Source organism: Micromonospora sp. NBS 11-29, from assembly GCF_002140155.1.
In the GTDB taxonomy this organism is placed as follows: Bacteria; Actinomycetota; Actinomycetes; order Mycobacteriales; family Micromonosporaceae; genus Micromonospora.
On record NZ_NAPR01000003.1, the window covers coordinates 86,785 to 104,749 of the forward strand.

At 72.3% G+C, this 17,965-nt stretch carries 10 protein-coding genes and 4 pseudogenes; 1 reads left to right on the forward strand and 13 read right to left on the reverse strand.

All coding sequences use genetic code 11. The annotated features are described in order from the left end of the window. Positions 1-182, reverse strand: a pseudogene (locus B1205_RS30680) (glycoside hydrolase family 18); the annotation flags it as partial. A 136-nt stretch (positions 183-318) separates the two neighbouring features. On the opposite strand from B1205_RS30680, the gene B1205_RS01640 reads away from it, so the two are divergent. Beyond that, positions 319-1,560 carry an ROK family transcriptional regulator gene (locus B1205_RS01640; RefSeq protein WP_089153996.1) on the forward strand — a complete coding sequence of 414 codons (1,242 nt, stop codon included), beginning with the start codon at positions 319-321 and terminating at the stop codon, positions 1,558-1,560. 87 nt (positions 1,561-1,647) lie between these two features. Here the strand turns inward: B1205_RS01640 and B1205_RS01645 are convergent, their stop codons facing one another. The 12 genes and pseudogenes from B1205_RS01645 to B1205_RS01700 all read right to left on the reverse strand — a co-directional run bounded on the left by B1205_RS01645 (position 1,648) and on the right by B1205_RS01700 (position 17,958). After that, positions 1,648-3,531 carry a ricin-type beta-trefoil lectin domain protein gene (locus B1205_RS01645; protein WP_176308393.1) on the reverse strand — a complete coding sequence of 628 codons (1,884 nt, stop codon included), beginning with the start codon at positions 3,529-3,531 and terminating at the stop codon, positions 1,648-1,650. 153 nt (positions 3,532-3,684) lie between these two features. Beyond that, positions 3,685-5,094, reverse strand: coding sequence for a GH1 family beta-glucosidase (locus tag B1205_RS01650; RefSeq protein WP_089153998.1), 1,410 nt, complete (start codon positions 5,092-5,094; stop codon positions 3,685-3,687). Between the two features lie 34 nt (positions 5,095-5,128). After that, on the reverse strand, positions 5,129-6,136 hold the full coding sequence (locus B1205_RS01655; protein ID WP_089153999.1) for an ABC transporter ATP-binding protein: 1,008 nt from the start codon (positions 6,134-6,136) through the stop codon (positions 5,129-5,131). Further along, positions 6,133-7,179 carry an ABC transporter permease gene (locus B1205_RS01660; protein WP_089154000.1) on the reverse strand — a complete coding sequence of 349 codons (1,047 nt, stop codon included), beginning with the start codon at positions 7,177-7,179 and terminating at the stop codon, positions 6,133-6,135. Before B1205_RS01660 ends, B1205_RS01655 begins: the two co-directional genes overlap by 4 nt. Positions 7,180-7,182: 3 nt before the next feature. Beyond that, positions 7,183-8,160, reverse strand: a complete 978-nt coding sequence (locus B1205_RS01665) for an ABC transporter permease (RefSeq protein ID WP_089154001.1) — start codon at positions 8,158-8,160, stop codon at positions 7,183-7,185. Further along, a complete protein-coding gene (locus tag B1205_RS01670; RefSeq protein WP_089154348.1) occupies positions 8,157-9,257 on the reverse strand; it encodes an ABC transporter ATP-binding protein in 1,101 nt (366 codons plus the stop codon). The genes B1205_RS01665 and B1205_RS01670 overlap by 4 nt, the downstream gene beginning before the upstream one ends. 72 nt (positions 9,258-9,329) lie before the next feature. Beyond that, positions 9,330-10,994: pseudogene (locus tag B1205_RS01675) on the reverse strand (ABC transporter substrate-binding protein); the annotation flags it as partial. A 124-nt stretch (positions 10,995-11,118) separates the two neighbouring features. After that, on the reverse strand, positions 11,119-12,120 hold the full coding sequence (locus B1205_RS01680; RefSeq protein WP_089154002.1) for a LacI family DNA-binding transcriptional regulator: 1,002 nt from the start codon (positions 12,118-12,120) through the stop codon (positions 11,119-11,121). Positions 12,121-12,342: 222 nt separating this feature from the next. Next, positions 12,343-13,027: pseudogene (locus B1205_RS01685) on the reverse strand (FkbM family methyltransferase). A 410-nt stretch (positions 13,028-13,437) separates the two neighbouring features. Then, positions 13,438-13,817 (reverse strand): annotated as a pseudogene (locus B1205_RS01690) (YccF domain-containing protein). 233 nt (positions 13,818-14,050) lie between these two features. Then, positions 14,051-16,849 carry a DUF5682 family protein gene (locus B1205_RS01695; RefSeq protein WP_089154003.1) on the reverse strand — a complete coding sequence of 933 codons (2,799 nt, stop codon included), beginning with the start codon at positions 16,847-16,849 and terminating at the stop codon, positions 14,051-14,053. Continuing rightward, complete coding sequence (locus B1205_RS01700; protein WP_089154004.1) at positions 16,846-17,958, reverse strand: ATP-binding protein; 1,113 nt, start codon at positions 17,956-17,958, stop codon at positions 16,846-16,848. The genes B1205_RS01695 and B1205_RS01700 overlap by 4 nt, the downstream gene beginning before the upstream one ends. Positions 17,959-17,965 lie beyond the last annotated feature (7 nt).

Here is a 17,965-nt window from a genome sequence, read left to right on the forward strand (position 1 = left end):
TAGCTGGCCCGGCTGCCGGCGGTCCAGGTGACGCCCTCCGCCCATGCCGGCGCGTTGCACGCCACCAGCGCGCTCGCGCTGCCGGCCGGCGTGGCGGACCAGCTCGTGGCCGGCAGGGCCACGGTGGTGGCGAGCAACGCGACGCCACCGAGCAGCGCGGTCATTCCGCGTCCGAGTCGCATGACATACCTCCTCGTCGATGCGCCGGAGATTATCAGTTAACTTTGTTAAATGTAAATGAGCAGTACTCTGTCACCACTTGGTTCATGACGTGAAAGCAGGTCGCCGACGGCGGCCGGGGGAAGGACGGCGGCGGACGTGGACGCCAGACGCACCACGGTGCGCGACATGCGCCGGGCCAACCGGTCGGTCCTGCTCACCCGGATCTGGTTGGACGGCCCGCTCAGCCGGCACGAGCTGGGTCAGTCCACCGCGCTGAGCCTGGCCAGCGTGAGCAACCTGGTCGGCGAGATGATCGCCGAGGGGCTGGTCGAGGAGGCCGGCTCGGTGGAGTCCGACGGCGGCCGGCCCCGGGTGCTGCTGCGCGTCGCCCCCGGCTACGGCTACCTGGTCGGCGCCGACGTCGGCGAGACCCGGGTGCAGGTCGAGCTCTTCGACCTGACCATGACCGCGCTGGCGAAGGCCGAGTATCCGATCGCGGCCGCCGAGCCCGACCCGCGGCAGGTCGCCGACCACCTGCTGCACGGCCTGTCCGCGGTGACCGAGCAGGCCGGCGTCGACCCGGCCGCGGTGCTCGGCTTCGGCGTCGCCGTCTCCGGCACGGTCGAGCGCACCGCCGACGCCGTGGTGCACGCGCAGACCCTCGGCTGGGACGGCGTGCCGCTCGGCGCGATGCTGCGCGCCGGCACCGACGTCCCGGTGCACGTCGACAACGGCGCGAAGACGCTCGGCCAGGCCGAGATGTGGTTCGGCGCCGGCCGGGGCGTCCGGCACGCGGTGGTCGCCCTGGTCGGCTCCGGCGTGGGCGCCTGCGTGGTCGCCGACGGCTCCGGCTACCGCGGCGCGCACAGCAGCGCCGGCGAGTGGGGGCACACGACCATCGTGTACGGGGGCCGGCGCTGCCGCTGCGGCAACCTCGGCTGCCTCGAGGCGTACGTCGGGGCGGAGGGGGTGCTCGACCGGTTCCGGCAGGCCAACCGGGGCCACCCGGCGGCCGGCGGGGACGAGGAGACCGCGTTCGGCGAGCTGCTGCGCGCCACCGGCCGCACCGCCGAGCAGGTGATCGACGAGACGATCGGCTACCTGGGCGCCGGGGTGGCGAACCTGGTCAACCTGTTCAACCCGGAACGGGTGGTGCTCGGCGGCTGGGCCGGGCTGGCCCTGGGCGAGCGGCACCTGCCGGCGATCCGCGAGGCCACCGCGCGGCACGCGCTGCGCCAGCCGTACGCCCAGACCTCGATCGAGCTGTGCCGGCTCGGACCGGACGCGGTCGCGATGGGCGCGGCCACCCTGCCGATGGCCCGGCTGCTGCGCGACGGCGGCGTGCCCCGCCAACCGGCGGCCCGCCCGGCCCCGGCGCGGCGGCCCCGGCACCGCTGACCGGCCGGCCCGAGGCTGCCGGGACCGGCCGGGCCGACATTGCCGGGATCGGCCGGGCCGGCGTCCTCGCCGGCCCGGCCGATCAGGTCAGGACGGCAGCGTCCACTTCTGGTTGGCGCCGCCGGTGCAACTCCAGAGCTGCGTCTTCGCCCCGTCGGCGGAGGTGTTGCCGGTGACGTCGAGGCACTTGTTCGCCTGCGGGTTCACCAGGTCCCGCCCGGCCGTCCAGGTCCACTGCTGCGCGGCGCTGCCGTTGCAGGTCCACAGCTGCACCTTGGTGCCGTCGGCGGTGCCGCCGTTGGCCGCGTCCAGGCACTTGCCGAGCGCCCGCAGCGTGCCGTCGGCGGCCCGGGTCCACCGCTGGTTCGTCCCGCCGGTGCAGCTCCAGATCTGCGCCGGGGTGCCGTCGGCGGTGGCGTTGTCGGTGACGTCCAGGCACTTGCCGCCGATGCCGGTGACCGGGCCGGTCGGCGCGGTGCCGCCGCCGGACGGGGTGCCGGACCAGGTGAACGTGGCGGTGGTGCGCGCCGGCAGCGTGTAGGTGAAGGACTGCCCGCCCCACACCACCCGTACCGACTGGGCCGACGTGCCGCCGTTGTGCGCGAGCAGCGCCTTGGTGCCGTCGGTGTTGCGGTAGGCCACGTTCTGCACGGTGCCGTTGGCGGTGGAGTCGATCCGGGTCGCGCCGGGGCGGACGAACTTGGTCAGGTGCCCGGTGGTGTAGTACTCGATCGTGTAGTCGACCTGGCCGGCCCGGGCGCCGCCCTCCTGCACGGTGATCAGGCCGGTGCAGGTGCCGCAGCCGCCGTTGTGCGGGCCCATGTTCTGGTTGAGCGCGAGGCTCCACTTCACCACGCTGCGGCTCCAGTTGCGCGCGTACGTGACGATGTCGGTCATGTCCTCGTTGTGCTGGTTGGTGATCCAGGTGCCGCCGGAGTGCTCGGTGCTGAACTGCGGCACCGCCGGATACTGGGCGCGCACCTGGCTGCCGACCGCCGGGTCACCGAAGTAGCCGTGCCAGGCGATGCCGCCGAACAGCGGGTCGTTGCGGACCCCCGCGTCGCCCAGCACCCCGGAGCCCAGGGTGGCGTAGTCGCCGTAGTTCCAGTCGTGCACCAGCACCTTGGTGTCCAGGCCGGCGGCCCGCAGCGCCGGGTAGACGAAGTTCTTCGTCAGCTCCGCCAGGCCGGAGGAGTTCCAGCTCATCCCCGGGTAGTCCATCGCGGTGGGGTTGCCGGACTGGCAGCAGTTCGGCTCGTTCTGCACCGACAGGTAGTCGACCCGCACGCCGCGGGCCGCGTACGCCTGGATGGTCTTGACCAGGTACTGCGCGTAGGTGCCGTAGTGCTCCCACTTCAGCCAGCCCATCTGGTCCATCCGGCCGTTGTCCTTCATCCAGCCGGGCGCGCTCCACGGCACCACCATCACCCGCAGCGACGGGTTGAGCTGGCGGGCCTGCGCGGTGAGCAGCTCGACATTGGTGTCGTAGCCGTTCGCGCCGAAGTCGTTCAAATCGCAGCAGGTGTCGTCGAGCGACACGTTGCCGGGGCGGGACAGGTCGGACGCGCCGATCGGGTTGCGCAGGAAGGACAGCCCGATGCCGTCGGTGGGGCTGAACAGCTTGCGCATCACCGTGTCCCGGGTGGCGGCGCTGACCGGCCCGCCGCGCAGCAGGTACGCGGTGGTGTCGGTGATGGACGCGCCGGCGCCCTCGAACGGCTGGTAGCGGGTGTTCTCGTCGACGGTGATGGTGTGCGTGGCGCCGGGGCTGGTGGCGGCGAAGGCCACTGCGCTCTGCTGCTGCAACCCCCGGGTGACGGTCCGGCCGCCGGCGTCGGAGGTGGTGGTGAGCCAGACGTTGACGGTCTCGCCGGCGGCCTGGGCCGGTGCGGCGTAGGCGGCGACGCCGGCGGTGAGGCAGAGCGTCAGGGCGACGCGGCCGGCGAGGCGGGGAACGGTGGTGGTGGACACGGATGCTCCTTCCACTGGATCGACATCCGCGGATGAGGAAACCCCGCCCCCCGGCTTATGTCAAGGCGTGAAAAAAGCGGTCGGACCGGGGTGGGGACGCGTCGGGACGGCCGCCCGGGAGAACCCCCGCGCGGCCGTCCCCGGCCGGTCCGGTCAGCGCTGCCCGCGCGCCCGCCGCACGGTGTCGCGGTACCACAGGGCGCTGCGCTTCGGCGTGCGACGCTGGGTGTCGTAGTCCACCCGGACGATGCCGAACCGCTTGTCGTAGCCGTACGCCCACTCGAAGTTGTCCAGCAGCGACCAGGCGAAGTAGCCGCGCACGTCCGCGCCCGCCTCGCGGGCCCGGGCCACCGCCCGCAGGTGCTCGGTCAGGTAGGCGACCCGGTCGTCGTCGGCCACGAACCCCTCCGCGTCCGGCTCGTCGTCGAACGCCGCACCGTTCTCGGTGATCACCATGGGCACGCCCGGGTAGTCGCGGTGCAGCCGGACCAGCAGGTCGGTGAAGGACTCCGGCACGATCTCCCAGTCCATCGCGGTGCGCGGCAGGTCCCGGCGGACCACCCGACGCACCGGCTTGCCGTCGTCGTCGCGTTCCCGGCCCTGCTCGTCCACGCCGGAGTGCAGCTGCCCGAAGTAGTAGTTGACCCCCAGCACGTCGATCGGGGTGGCGATGACCTCCAGGTCGCCGTCCTGCACCGGGATCTCCACGCCCTCCGCGGCCAGGTCGTCGATCACGTCCTGCGGGTACGAGCCGCGCAGCACCGGGTCCAGGTAGAGCCGGTTGCCCAGCCCGTCCGCCGCCCGCGCCGCGTCCCGGTCCGCCGCGCTGTCGGTCGCCGGGTCGGCGGTCGACAGGTTCACCGTCAGGCCCAGCTCGATCGGCGCCGTCGCCGCCGCCCGCAGCCGCTGGGTGGCCAGCCCGTGCCCGAGCAGCAGGTGGTGCGCGGCGGCGATGCCGTCGCCCAGGTTCCGCCGGCCCGGGGCGTGGTCGCCGTAGGCGTACCCGAGCATCGCCGAGCACCACGGCTCGTTCAGCGTGGTCCAGGTGCGCACCCGGTCGCCGAGCGCGGCGAAGACCAGCTCGGCGTAGTCGGCGAAGCGGTACGCGGTGTCCCGGTTCGGCCAGCCGCCCGCGTCCTCCAGCTCCTGCGGCAGGTCCCAGTGGTAGAGCGTCACCCACGGGTCGACGCCGCGGCCGAGCAGCTCGTCCACCAGCCGGTCGTAGAAGGCCAGCCCGGCCGCGTTGGCCGGGCCGCGCCCGCCCGGCTGCACCCGCGGCCACGCCACCGAGAACCGGTAGGTGTCCAGCCCCAGGTCGGCGATGAGCGCGACGTCCTGCGGCATCCGGTGGTAGTGGTCGCAGGCCACGTCGCCGTGGTCGCCGTTGGCCACCGCGCCGGGGACCCGGCAGAAGGTGTCCCAGATCGACGCGGTGCGGCCGTCGGCGGCCACCGCGCCCTCGATCTGGTACGACGACGTCGCCACCCCCCAGCGGAAGGTCGGCGGCAGGGTGTCGATCGGGTCGGCCTGACCGGCGCTGGGACGGCTGAGGTCGGTGTCCATGGTTCTCCTCGCGGTAGCGGGTGGGTCGGGCGGGTCAGCGGGGCAGGGGCGCGACGGCCGGGTGCAACCAGCAGGCGACGGCCCGCGTCGGGTCGTCCACGCCGGGCGGTCCCAGCACCGGCACCCGCTCGTCGCACGGCTCGAACGCCTTCGGGCAGCGCGGGTGGAACGCGCAGCCGGCCGGCATGGCGCGCAGGTCCGGCGGGGAGCCGGGGATGCCGGTCAGCTCACGGCGCGGCCCGTGCAACGCCGGGAAAGAGTTCAGCAACCCCTCGGTGTACGGGTGCAGCGGATCCCGGTACAGCCGGTCGGCGGGCGCCTCCTCGACGATCCGGCCGCCGTACATGATCGCGATCCGGTCGGAGAACTCCACCAGCAGCGACAGGTCGTGGGTGATGAACAGGACCGCGAAGCCGAGGCGTTCGCGCAGCTCGGCGAGCTGCCCGAGGATCTGCCGCTGCATCACCACGTCCAGCGCGGTGGTCGGCTCGTCCATGATGACCAGTTGCGGCTCCAGCGCCAGCGCCATGGCGATCATGACGCGTTGCCGCATGCCGCCGGAGAGCTGGTGCGGATAGCTGTCCAGCCGGTCGGCGGCGATGCCGACCAGGCGCAGCAGGTCCCGGGCGCGGGCCAGCCGGCTCGCCGCGCTGCCCTTCGGCTCGTGCGCCTTGATCACGTCGAGGAGCTGGGTGGAGACCTTGTGCACCGGGTTGAGCGAGTTCATCGCGCCCTGGAACACGATCGACGTCTCCGCCCAGCGGAACTCGCGCAACCGGGCCGGGCTGAGCGTCAGCACGTCCACCGGCGGGCCGTCGGCCGGGTGGTAGATGACCTGGCCGCCGCTGACCACGCCGGGCGGGGGCAGCAGCCGGGTCAGCCCGTACGCCAGGGTGGACTTGCCGCTGCCGCTCTCCCCGGCCAGGCCGAGCACCTCGCCGCGGTGCAGCGTCAGGTCGACGTCGCGGACCGCGTGCACCGCGTCCGCGCCGACCCCGTAGTCGACGCACAGCCCACGGATCTCCAGGACCTGGTCGCTCATGGGTTGACGTCCTCTCGGGTGTTCTCCGCCGCCCGCCGCATCGGCACGGGGGCCGCCTTCGGGGCCAGCACCGGGGTGAACCCGACCCGCATCCGGACGGTGCGGCCGTCCGCGGTGCGGATCCGGCCCTGGCCGCTGGTGCGCAGGCGGGGGCTGACGAACTCGTCGATGCCGAAGTTGATCAGGGCGAGTGCGGTGCCGAGCAGCGCGATGGCCAGCCCGGCCGGGACGAACCACCACCAGGCGCCCTGCGCGAGGGCCTGCTGGCCCTGCGCCCAGAACAGGATGGTGCCCCAGTTCCACGACGAGACCGAGGAGATCCCGATGAAGGCCAGGGTGATCTCCGACATGACCGCGAAGATCACGGTGCCGACGAAGCCGGAGGCGATGATCGCGGTCAGGTTGGGCAGGACCTCGAAGCCGATGATCCGCCAGGTCCGTTCCCCGGTGGCCCGCGCGGCCTCGACGTAGTCGCGGCGGCGCAGCGACAACGTCTGGGCGCGCAGCACCCGGGCGCCCCACGCCCACGAGGTGAGGCCGATGATCAACGCGACCAGTAGCTCACCGGCCTGGTCGACCAGCGACGCCACGATGATAATCAGCGGCAGCGCGGGGATCACCAGGAACACGTTGGACACCGCCGACAGGCTCTCGTCGGCCGCGCCGCCGAGATAGCCGGCGGTCACGCCGATCAGGATGGACAGGACCGTGGCCAGCACGCCGGCGATCAGGCCCACCACCATCACGCTGCGCGCACCGACCAGGATCTGGCTGAAGATGTCCTGCCCCAGGTGGGTGGTGCCGAACAGGTGCCGGGCCGAGGGCGCCTGGAGCACGTCGGCGCTGCGCGCGTCCGGGTCGTACGGCGCGATCCACGGCCCGATGACCGCCAGGAGCGCGTACACGCCGAGGACGACCAGGCCGGTGGCGGCCTTGGCGTTGGCGACGAAGCGGAACCGGCGTCGCCGGGCCCGGGCCGATGGCTGCGCCATCGCGCCCTGGCCGGGGATGACCTGCTCGATGCTGGACGGGGAAAGTGTCATCGCTCAGCTCTTTCGGGTCCGCGGGTCGAGGAGCAGGTACGCGACGTCGGCGAGCAGGTTCGCCACCAGCACCGAGATCGTGATGATGAGGAAGATGCCCTGCATGAGCGGGTAGTCCTTGCTGCCGACGGCCTGGAAGAGTTGGAATCCCAGGCCCGGGTAGGAGAAGACGATCTCCACCAGCAGCGTGCCGCCGACGATGAAGCCCAGCGACAACGCGAAGCCGGAGACGTTGGGCAGCAGCGCGTTGCGGGCGGCGTAGCTGAGCGCCACCCGGCGCTCGGAGAGCCCCTTGGCGTGCGCGACGGTGATGTAGTCCTCGCTGGAGACGGTGACCATCATGTTGCGCATGCTGAGGATCCAGCCGCTCATCGACGACACCAGGATCGTCGCCGCGGGCAGGATGCTGTGCTGCAGGGCGCTCGGGATGAAGTACGCGTCGAACGCCGGCACCAGCCCCGGCTCGTAGCCGCCCGAGGAGGGGAAGAAGCTGCCCGGGCCGGCGAACAGCGCGATCGCGACCAGGCCCAGCCAGAAGTAGGGGATCGAGGAGAGGAACGTGGTGGCGGGCAGCAGCCCGTCGATCCACGAGCCGCGCCGCCAGCCGGCGCCCACGCCGAGCGCGGTGCCGAGCAGGAAGCTGACGATCGTGGTGACGCCGACCAGGCCGACCGTCCACGGCAGGCTGTCGCCGATCACCTGCGACACCGGGGCCGGGAAGAACGTGAACGACAACCCCAGGTCGCCGTGCAGGAGCTGGCCCCAGTAGTCGACGTACTGCTCCCACAGGCTGCGGTCGGAGTCCAACCCGAACAGCACCCGCAGCGACGCGACCGCGTCGGCGCTGATCCGGCCCTGGTTGCGGGAGATCAGCGACTGCACCGGGTCACCCGGCACGATCCGCGGGATGAAGAAGTTGAGCGTGATCGCCGCCCAGGCGGTGAACAGGTAGAAGGCCACCCGTTGCAGCAGGAACCTCATCGGGCCGCCTCCCGCGCGGTGTCGGGCGCGGCCTCGGCGGCCGCGACGGTGGCCGGATCGAACAGCCAACACGCGGCCCAGTGGCCGGGCCGGTCGTCGACCGGGATCGGTGGCGGCAGGTCGGTGGTGCACCGCGGCATGGCCTGCGGGCAGCGCGGGTGGAACCGGCAGCCGGCCGGCGGGTGGATCAGGCTTGGCGGTTCCCCCTGGCCGCGTTCGGTCACCGCGGCGCCGTCGGCGCCCGCGCCGGTGATGCGCTCCGGGTCCGGCGCCGAGTCGATCAACAACCGGGTGTACGGGTGGGCCGGCCGCTGGGTGACCGTCTCGCTGTCCCCGCCCTCGACCATCCGTCCCGCGTACATGACGATCGTCTCGTCGGCGAAGTAGCGGGCCGAGGCGATGTCGTGGGTGATGTAGAGGATTGCCAGGTTCAGCCGGTCCTTGAGATCCTGGAGCAGGTTGAGCACGCCGAGGCGGATCGACACGTCCAGCATCGACACCGGCTCGTCGGCGAGCAGCACCTCCGGGTCGGCGCCGAGCGCCCGGGCGATCGCGACGCGTTGGCGCTGGCCGCCGGAGAGTTCGTGCGGGAACGCGTCGAGGTAGCGCTCCGGCGGGGTGAGGCTGACCCGGGTGAGCAGGTCCGCGAGGGCCTTCTCCAGGCCGTCGTCGCCGGTGCCGGCGTTGCCGTGGATGCGCAGCGACCGGGTGAGGTGGTAGCGGACCGTGTGCACCGGGTTCAGCGAGGCGAACGGGTCCTGGAGGATCAACTGCACCCGGCGCACGTACGCCCGGAACCGGCGGCCGCTGCGGACCCGGGTCGACGTGCCGTGCAGCCGGATGTCGCCGCCGGTACGCGGGTAGAGCTGGGCCAGCAGCCGGGCCACCGTGGACTTGCCGGAGCCGGACTCGCCGACCAGCGCGGTGACCCGGCCGCGGCGCAGCGCGATGGAGACGTCGTCGACGGCGTGCACCACCGTCGAGGTCCGGGAGAGGAGATCACGCAGCCGCCGGCGGACGGGGAAGTGCTTGGTCAGGCCGACGGCCTCCAGCACCACCTCGTCGGCCGGCGCCGGGGCGCTCTCGGTCGTCGTCATGCCGAATTCCTGTCTGGGGTTCTGCCGGGGTGAGGGGCGGGTGCCGCCGCCCCGGCCGGAGTCGACCGGCCGGGGCNTGAGGTGCAGCACCACGTCCAGCGCGTTGGGCTGGGTGGGCTGGAGCGCGCCGTACGGGTTCGAGTCGTCCGGCCAGCCGGTCCAGTTCTTCGTGCTGTACGCGCCACCGATGTTGTCCGCGCCGACCGGGATCATCGGCATCTGCTCGACGAAGATCTTCTGGAGCGTGCCGAGCGCGGCGGTGCGGGCGGCCTCGTCGGTCGCGGTGGCGTACGAGACCAGGGCGTCGGTCGCCGCCTTGTCGTTGAAGCGGCCGAAGTTACCGGCGGGCGAGGCGGTGCCGATCGGCTTGAGCACCCGACCGTCCATGACCGTGCGGTAGATGTCGTACGGCGTCGCGCCGCTCTCGGTCCACCGGAAGGTGGCCTCGAAGTTGCCCTGCTCCACGTTGCGGAACCAGGCGTCCTGGTTGGCCTTGTCGACGGTCGCGGCGATGCCGATCTTCGCCAGGTTGCCCTTCACGATCTCCAGGCTGGTCTGGTAGTCGGACCAGCCGGCCGGGTCGGTGAGCTTGATCGTGACCGGCTTGCCGGTCTTGTCCTTGAGCGTGGTGCCGTCGAGCTTGTAGCCGGCGCCGGTGAGCAGCGCCTTGGCGCCCTCGACGTCGACCTTGTGGTCCTGGCCCTTGTACTCGGCCGCGATGAACGAGTCGGCGGCCGGGCTGGGCAGGCCGGTCACGCTCTTGACCTCGGGGTGGAAGTAGCCGGCCGACGCGGTGGTGAAGATGTCCTTGCGGTCGACGACCATGTTCATCGCCTTGCGCAGCGTCGGGTCGTCGAACGGCTTCTTCGTGGTGTTCAGGTAGAGGCCGTGGATGCCCAGCACCGGCGGCGCCCACACCTTGTGGTTCTTCTGGTCCTTGGCCACGAACACGGCCTGGTAGTTGGGGATGAAGACGAAGCTCCACTCCGACTCGCCGTTGGCCAGCGCCGTGGTCTGCGCGCTGTTGTCGGTGTACGAGGTGAAGCGCAGCTCCTTCACCTTCGGCGCGTCCTGCCAGTAACCGCTGTCACGCACGGTCAGCGTGGTGGTGGCCGGGGTGAACGACTTCAGCGTGTACGGGCCGCTGCCGACCGGCTGCTTCACCGCGTCGGTGGTCGGGTCGGCGATCTTCTCCCAGAGGTGCTTGGGCACGATCGGCACCCGCCACAGCACCTTCTGCTGGTTGACGAACTGCGGGCTGGACATCGTGATCGTGACGTCGTTGCCGCTCGCGGTCGCGTCCGTGTACGGCACGCCCTGGTCGTTGAGCGCGGGGAACTTCTTCACCAGGTTGTAGGTGAAGGCGACGTCCTCGGCCGTGAGCTTCTGCCCGTCCGACCAGGTGGCGTTGTCGCGGATGGTCACCTTGACCGACTTGTAGTCCGCGGACCACTCGGCCTTGGTGGCCAGCCACGGCTTGAACGGCTCGGCCGGCTTGACCGGGTTCCACATCATCAGCGGCTCGTAGATCTGCCACCGGTAGCCCAGCGACGCCGCGGCCGAGGTGGTGAGGAACGGGTTGTTGTTCTCCGCCTGCGGCCCGTTGGGCATGCCGACGTTCAACACGGTCGCGGCCTGGCTGCTCTTCTTGTTCGCATTCGGGCTGTCGCCGCACGCGGCGACGGTGGCGACCATCGCGCCGGCCAGCGCGACGGCGAGGAGTTGCCTTCTTCTCATGGAGGGTCTCCCTCGGTGGTCCCGCGTTCTCTCGGGCGGGATGGGTGGATGGAGGGTGTGCGGTGGTGCCACCGGCGGACGTGGTGCCCGCCGGTGTGGTCGCCGGGGTGCGGCGGGGTGGTGGTCAGGTGACGCCGGTCGAGGCGCGGGCGGCGAAGCCGGTCGGGATGACGGTCGGGGTGTCCGGCAGCGGCGTGCCGGTGAGGTGGGCGATGAGCAGCCGGGCCGCCGCCGTGCCCATCTCCCGCAGCGGCTGGTGCACCGAACTCAACGGTGGGTGGGTGTGCCCGGCCAGCGGCAGGTCGTCGAAGCCGACCACCGCCACGTCCTGCGGCACGCGCCGGCCGGCGTCGCGCAGCGCCTGCAACGCGCCGGCCGCGGAGAGGTCGTTGTGGGCGAACACGGCGTCGAACGCCACGCCGTCGGCGAGCAGGCGCCGCACCGCCGCGCGCCCGCACTCGAAGGTGAAGTCGCCCTCCACCACCCGCCCCGGCTCGATCGGCGCGCCCGCGTCGGCGTAGCTCTCGGCGAAGCCGGCGAGCCGTTCCCGGGTGCAGCCGAACCGGCGCAGGCCGGTGATGACCAGCGGTCGCCGGCGCCCGAGCGCCAGCAGGTGCCGCGCGGCGGCGCGGGCACCCGCCTCGTTGGTGGTCCGCACCGACGGGAAGCCGGGCTGGTGGCCCCGGTCGTCGATGAGGATGACCGGCAGGCCGCGCCGGTGCAGGCCGGTGATGTAGTCCAGGGTCCCCTCGGGCTCGACCACGAGCAGACCGTCGAAGGACTTGGCGGACACCTGGGAGGCGAACCGCCGCATCGACTCGTCGCCGTGGGTGCAGGTGAACAGCAGCATCCCGTACCCCTCGGCCTCGACCGCGTCGGCCGCGCCCTGCAACACCTCGCCCATCCACGGCCAGGTCAGCGCCGGCACCAGCATGCCGACCACCCGGGTACGCCCACGGGCCAGGCCGACCGCGCGGGCGCTCGGCACGTACCCGAGGTCGCTGATCACCGCGCGCACCCGGTCGGCGGTGCGGATGTGCACCTCGCCCTTGCCGTTGAGCACCCGGGAGACCGTCGTCTTGCTCACCCCGGCGCGGGTGGCGACGTCGGCGATGGTGATCGGCACGTGACGCTCCCGGGTCGCAGGGATGAGAGGGATGTTTCGGAACCGGTTGCGGAAGCGGTTCCGTGGCAGTCAACCCAAGTGGCGCCGGTCACGTCAATAACGGCCAGGTAACAAACCATGCCTAAGTTTGAAACCTGAAAAAAGTGCCCGGACGGCAGGTGTGTCGATCAAGGTGGTGAGCAGCGTCAATGCGGCCGAAGTCGGCCGTTGAGGACGGCCGTGTCAGGCGCGTGCGTACACGTCGCCGGAGTTCGCCTCGTGCGGCAGCGCGCGCAGGTACGCCGCCACCTCGGCGGGCGGCCGCCAGTCGNAAGCCCGTGAAGCCGAGCGCGGCGAGCCGGCCCAGGCAGCGCTCGGCCAGGCCGCGGGCGATGGTGGTGAACTCGAACGACAGCGTCGGCACCGGACGGCTCAACCCGGCCAGCACGGCGTCCTCGAAGCCCTCCACGTCGATCTTCACGAACGCCGGCACGCCGAACGCGGCGACGAGCGCGTCCAGCGTGGTGCCGGCCACCTCGATCTCGCCGTCCCAGGTCTCGTCCGCCCAGCCGGCGGCGCCCCGGGCGGCCCGCACGAACCCGGGGGAGACGGTGGAGACCGTGGGATTGGCGGAGTTGACGTGCAGCCGCACCGGGGCGGTGGCCGGCGCGCAGGCCGCCTCGATCACCGTCACCGCGCCGTCCCCGGCGTGCAGCGCCCGCAGCGCCCGCACGCAGAGCGGCTGCGGCTCCACGGCCACCACCCGGGCACCGAGCCGGCGGAAGCTGCCCAGCCGGTCGCCCACGTGCGCGCCGACGTCGAAGACCAGGTCACCGGCGTGGACCAGGGGAGCGTAGAACGCGTCCATGGCCTCCTCGCGGGCCCGGTCACCGTGGTAGACCTCCAGCGACCGGCGCAGGCCCGACATCGCCGGATCCGCTTTGAGCGCCTCGACCACCGCGTCCCGACCCCCCACACCACCGACCGTAGTCACCGGTGGACGACCGTGGACCCGATTCCCGTCCCGCCACCACACCATCCTCCTAGGATGCCCAAAGGGGTGTGGGCGTTGTCACCCGACTCTGGACTGGGCCACCCCTGGTGGGGAGAAGGCAGTTCGGTTACTGAAGGTGACCGTAGCGGGAACGTGTGCCGCCCAGTTGGCGGTATACCCCACAGGCATAATTATGCCTGTGGGGCATACCGCGTCACCTCTTCATGTTCCGCTGGCTGCGACACGCGCGGGACGCCACGCGGCGGGCCGGAGGCATGGGCGTTGCGCTGGCCTGGCCCCGGCTGGGTGTGGCTCGCTCGTGGCCCAGCCCGGCGAGAGCCGCCTCAGGGGGTCTCGACGACCTCCTGGCCGAGCGGCCACAGTGCGGCCGGCACCAGCTTGAAGTTGGCCACGCCGAACGGGATGCCGATGATGGTCACGCAGAGCGCCACCCCGGCGAGGATGTGCGACAGGGCGAGCCACCAGCCGGCCAGCACCACCCAGAGCACGTTCGCCAGACCGGAGGCGACACCGGCGCCGGCTTCGGCACGAGGGTGCGGCCGAACGGCCAGAGCGCGTACGAGGCCAGCCGCAGCGAGGCGACGCCGAACGGAATGGTGACGACCAGCACGAAGCAGATCAGGGCGGCCACGCCGTAGCCCAGGGCCAGGACGAAGCCGCCGCCGAAGACGAGCCACAGCAGGTTCAGCAGAAAACGGATCACCACACCATGGTGGCCGCCCTCCGCAAGCCCGCCCACCGGCCGAGGGACGCGGAAGCCTGAGCGCGGCTCGCCTCCAAGCGAAGCCTCGGCCGTCGGAGCCACCACGACGGCCGATGGGATCGCCCCGCCGGCACCGCCTACCGCGCCCCGCCCTACCGGGAACCCTGCCCGTGGCCGACCGGCGCGACGGTACCCCGCTCCCCGCCGCCCCTGCCCCGCCGGGTCCGGCCCNGTCAGGTCGTCGACAGCAGCGCCGCCACCGCGTGGGCGGACGTCGGATGGGCGGTGAGCAGCGCCGAGGCGGCACCGCCCGGCGGCGTGCCCCCGTCGGCGGGGGACCGCCACGGGGCGTCGCAGCCGAGCAGCGCGGCCACCGCATCGAGAGCCTCCGGGTGGGCGGTCAGCAGGGCGTGCACCGGTCCCGCCTGGACCGCCGGCGCCGGCGACGCGGTGGGGCCGGCGACCCACGGTGGTGTCCAGCCGTCCAGTGCCGGCAGCGTGGCGGGGAAGGTGCGCTCGGCCTCCCGGACCAGCAGCGGCACCAGTTCCGGGCCGTGTGCACGCAGCGTGGTGATCAGGGTGGGCAGCCAGGGCAGCAGCACCGGGTCGGGCAGCCCGGCGAACGCGGCCGACATGGTCTCGACCACGAACGGGGCCAGCCCGGGCACCGGGTCGAGGGCGTGCACGAAGCCGGACAGGTACTGCGGGAACGCCGGCACCACCAGCGGGTTGGCCAGCAGTTCGGCGCAGCGTTCGCGGAGCCGGGCCAGGGGCAGCAGGCCGAGTTGGTGGCGGGCGGCCCAGAGCAGGGCCAGTTTCGCCGGCGCCTCGGGATGGGACTGGGCGAGGGCCAGTTCGAGCTGGGACCGGTCGCAGCCCAGCGACAGCGCGAGGCTCTCCATGCCGAACAGGAAGCCGAGCATCGCGCCGACCTGGCGAACGCCGGTCTCCTCGTCCACGAACGCGGTGGGCAGCAGCGTGCAGTAGTGGGCGTACCCGGTGGTGACGAACGCCTGGCACCAGGCCGGCAGCGTCGGTGCGGTGGTGCGGTGGTGGGCGAGCAGCCGGCGGATGCGGTGCAGCACCTCCGGCGCGTCGTCGACGGTGCGTTCGGCGGCGAGCAGCTCGACCGCCCGGGCGCCGAGTTCGTCGACCAGGCGTGGGCTGTTCAGCAGGCGGATGGCGTCCTCGACGGCGGCGAGCGCGCCGGCGGCGGTGGCGTCCGGGCCGCGGACGGCGCGGCGCAGCCGCTGCTCCAGCACCTGCTCGACGGTGACGCCCTCGTAGCCCAGCTCGATCAGGGCGCGTTGGTTGCGGCCGAGGGCGAGGTCCCAGCTCTCCTGGGTGGAGCGGTGGCCGAGGCGGCGCTCGCCCATGATCGGGCGGACCGCGTCGGCGGGGAGCAGGTGTCGCAGCATCCAGAGCAGGTCGGAGCAGGGTGCCAGCGCCGGGTCGGCGCTCAGGTCGAGCAGGGCCCGTTGCACGGTGCGTCGTTCCAGGTCGAGGCCGAGTGGGTGGAGCCGGTCGAGGACGTCGCGGGCCAGTGGCGGCAGGGAGTCGTATCCGACCTGGCCGATCCGGTCGCCGCCGAGCAGGATCTCGCAGAGCCGGCGGACGTCACGGCGGCCGGGCACCACGTCCTTCTCGATGCAGGTGACGGCGGCGTCGGCGAAGTCGTACGGGGTGGGTCGGGCCCGGTTGCGGAGGTTGGCCAGCAGGATCGAGGTCTCGAACACGGCGATGGCGTCGGCGGTGCTGGCCAGGTAGCCGTTGCGGCGGGCGAGCCGGACGATGTCGACGCACCAGCCGCGCAGCTCCGCCTCGTCCAGTTCGTCGAGCGCGGGTGGCGCGGCGAGGAACCCGGTGAGCCGGTCGGTGGTGGTGTCCGGCGGCGCGGTCGACGCGGTGGCGCGGCTGCGCCGGCCCTTCTTGCCGCCGGCCTGCCCGGCCAGCCGGTACGGGGTGAGCCGGGTGCGGCCGAGGGCGGCCGTCCAGTTGGCGGCGGCGATGGAGACGGTGCCGGGGGCGAGGCCGAACTGCGCCTCGATGGCGGAGTGGCTGGACGGGATGAGGCCGTAGCGCCAGCGGGTGCCGGTGCGGGGGCTGATTGCGAAGTCCGGTGCGGTGGAGTCGAGGCCGAACTGCTCGACGTGGCTGGCGGCGTGGTAGGCGCCGCAGACGTAGAGGCAGTCGGCCGGGTCCGTGCCGGTGGCGGCGAGGTGCTGGCGCATCCGGGTCCACATGTGACGTTCGCGGTCACAGTCGCGGTCGTCGCGGTCGGAGCGGCTGGGGCGCAGTCGCCGGAACAGGCTGCCGATGAGCACCATGACCTGGCGGTAGGTGTCGTGGTCGGCGTCGGCGAGGGGGCGTTCGACGTACTGGTCCCACCACTCCGACCAGTGCCGGACCTTGCCGTGGTGCAGCAGGTAGGCCTCCAGTTCGGCGAATCGGGGGCGCAGGTCGCCGATCTCGACGCCGACCGCGTCGCCGTGCAGCGCCGCGTCCTCGTCGGTGGCCGCGGGCGCCTCGCCGGCCGGCTCGTCGTGGCGTGGGGTCCACTGGAAGACGTGGTCGGTGGAGCGGTCGACCAGCACCAGCTCGACGCCCGGGGTGTCCAGGGCGTACGCGATGGCCTGGTATTCGGCGGAGGCCTCGGTGATCGGGGCGATGACGCTCAGCGGGCTCCACTCGGCGGGGAAGCCGTCGAGTTCGGTGGCGAACGCCTGCACCGCCACCGGCAGGCGGCAGTTGCGCAGCTCGTCGAGGAGGGGCCGCAGGTCCTCGCAGAGTTCCAGGTAGATGACCTTGGGTGGGCGGGTGCGCAGCCGTCGGGCCATCGCCAGGGCGGAGGCGGGGGAGTGGTGGCAGACCGGGAAGATCTCCAGTCGTTCGCGCAGCGCCCGGTCGACGTCGTCGACCATGCCGGCGAGGATGCCGGCGAGCGCGTCGGGGGAGTCGGCGAACGCGGCGGCGGCGTCGGTGAGCTGTTCGCGCAGCGCGCCGAAGAGGCCGGTGGGTGCGGGCGCGGTCACGACAGGGACGCGATCGCCTGGCGGCCGCCGTCGAGGAAGCCGTCCCAGTCGCCGCCGTCGGCCTTGGCGCGGGGCTCGACGACGCCGTGCAGGTATTTGTTGAGGATGGCCAGGTCTTCCGGGCTGCGTCGGGCGAGGGAGCCCATCAGCGATCCGGCGAGGGTCTGGGCGCGCAGGACGCGGTCGCCGAAGAACTGGCTGTGCAGGATGGCGTCCTCCAGCACGCCGATCTGCTCGGCGGTGGACAGCGCCGACTCCAGCTTCTCGTCGTCGCTGGTGGCGGCGGAGGCGGCGGCGCGCAGGTCGGCGAAGCTCTGCAGCAGGATGTCGAGCAGGGTGGGGGGCACGTCCAGCTCGATGCGGTGCCGGCGCAGCAGCTCCTCGGTGCGGAAGCGGACGATCTCGGCCTCGCTGCGCTTGTTGGTGACCACCGGGATGCGGACGAAGTTGAACCGTCGCTTGAGCGCGGAGGAGAGGTCGTTGACGCCGCGGTCGCGGCTGTTGGCGGTGGCGATGATCGAGAAGCCGGGTTTGGCGAAGACGATGTTGTCGTCGTTCAGCTCGGGGATGGAGACGTACTTCTCGGACAGGATCGAGATGAGCGCGTCCTGCACGTCGCTGGTGGAGCGGGTCAGCTCCTCGAACCGGCCGATGACGCCCTGTTCCATCGCGGTCATGATCGGGGAGGGGATCATCGACTCGCGGGACTGGCCGCGGGCGATGACCATGGAGACGTTCCAGGAGTATTTGATGTGGTCCTCGGTGGTGCCGGCGGTGCCCTGCACGACGAGGGTGGAGTTGCGGCAGATCGCGGCGGAGAGCAGCTCGGCGAGCCAGCTCTTGCCGGTGCCGGGGTCGCCGATGAGCAGTAGGCCCCGGTCGGAGGCGAGGGTGACGATGCTGCGTTCGACGAAGCTGCGGTCGCCGAACCACTTCTGCGGGATCTCCCGGTCGAGGCCGTCGGCGCGTTCGGAGCCGAGCACGAACAGCCGGACCATGCGGGGGCTGAGCCGCCAGGAGAACGGCTTGGGCCCGGTGTCGACCGATTCGAGCCAGGCCAGCTCGTCGGCGTACTTGACCTCGGCGGGGGCGCGGAGCATGTCGGACATGAGGGGT